The sequence below is a fragment of the Streptomyces sp. ADI95-17 genome (genome assembly GCF_003846175.1).
GTDB lineage: Bacteria > Actinomycetota > Actinomycetes > Streptomycetales > Streptomycetaceae > Streptomyces > Streptomyces sanglieri.
Genome location: NZ_ML123053.1, coordinates 47,572 through 49,007 on the forward strand (window position 1 = coordinate 47,572; position 1,436 = coordinate 49,007).

Annotated in this window: 1 protein-coding gene; it reads left to right on the top strand. The window is 71.9% G+C overall.

Going from position 1 to position 1,436, the window contains the following annotated elements; genetic code table 11:
* The coding region (locus tag EES42_RS45275; RefSeq protein ID WP_164495500.1) for a type I polyketide synthase at positions 1-1,436 on the top strand (1,436 nt) is incomplete at both ends.

A 1,436-nucleotide genomic window follows, 5' to 3' on the forward strand; every position in this document is an offset into this window, starting at 1 on the left:
CTGCCGTTACGCGGGCGGGGTGGCGAACGCCGACGACCTCTGGCGCCTCGTGGTCACCGGAGCCGACGGCATCGCGGCCTTCCCCACCGACCGCGGCTGGGACCTGGACGGCCTCTACTCCCAGGTGGCCGACGGCGGGACGTCGGCGACGCTGGAGGGCGGATTCCTCTACGGTGCGGCGGAGTTCGATCCGGCGTTCTTCGGGATCTCGCCGCGCGAGGCCGTCGCCATGGACCCGCAGCAGCGGCTGCTCCTGGAAACCTCCTGGGAGGCCTTCGAGCATGCGGGCATCGACCCCGAGTCCGTACGAGGCCACCACATCGGCGTCTTCGCCGGTACCGCCTCGTCCAGCTACGGGGTCGGGATGCGACTGCCCGAGGGCGCCGAGGGGCATCTGCTGACCGGCAACGCGACCAGCGTCATCTCCGGCCGTGTCTCGTACACGTTCGGCTTCGAGGGTCCTGCGGTGACCGTGGACACGGCGTGCTCGTCGTCCCTGGTCGCCCTGCACCTGGCGGCGCAGGCGCTGCGGTCGGGCGAGTGCACCATGGCGCTGGCCGGCGGCGTGACCGTCCTGACGAACCCCAGCATCTTCGCGGAGTTCTCGCGTCAGCGTGGTCTGGCTGCTGACGGTCGCTGCAAGTCGTTCGCGGACGCGGCGGACGGCACGGGCTGGTCCGAGGGCGTCGGCATGGTGCTGGTGGAGCGCCTCTCGGACGCGCGGCGCAACGGCCACCGGGTCCTCGCGGTGGTACGGGGCAGCGCGGTGAACCAGGACGGCGCGTCCAATGGCCTGACGGCTCCGAACGGTCCGTCGCAGCAGCGGGTGATCCGGACGGCGTTGGCGAGTGCCGGTCTGTCGGCGTCGCAGGTGGACGCGGTGGAGGCGCACGGTACGGGTACGACGCTGGGTGACCCCATCGAGGCGCAGGCCCTGATCGCGACGTACGGGCAGGACCGTCCGGAGGACCGGCCGCTGCTGCTGGGCTCGGTCAAGTCGAACATCGGCCACTCGCAGTCCGCGGCGGGCGTCGCGAGTGTGATCAAGATGGTGCAGGCGATGCGCCATGGAGTGCTCCCGCGGACGCTGCACGTCGACAAGCCGTCCACCCATGTGGACTGGTCGGCAGGGACCGTCGAGCTGCTGACGGAGCAGACGTCCTGGCCGGAGACGGGCGAGCCGCGCCGTGCGGGTGTCTCGTCGTTCGGTATCAGCGGCACCAACGCCCACGTGATCCTGGAGCAGGCCCCCGCTGAAGAGGCCCTGGCCGACGAGGCCGCCGTGCCGGGCGACACCACGCCCCCCTTCGGGGACGCGGTGCTGCCGCTCGTCGTGTCGGCCCGCTCGGCCGAGGCGCTGCGGGCCCAAGCAGAGCGAATCCACGCTGCGTTGGCCGACACCCCGGGCATCTCGCTCAAGGACCTCGGCAACGCCC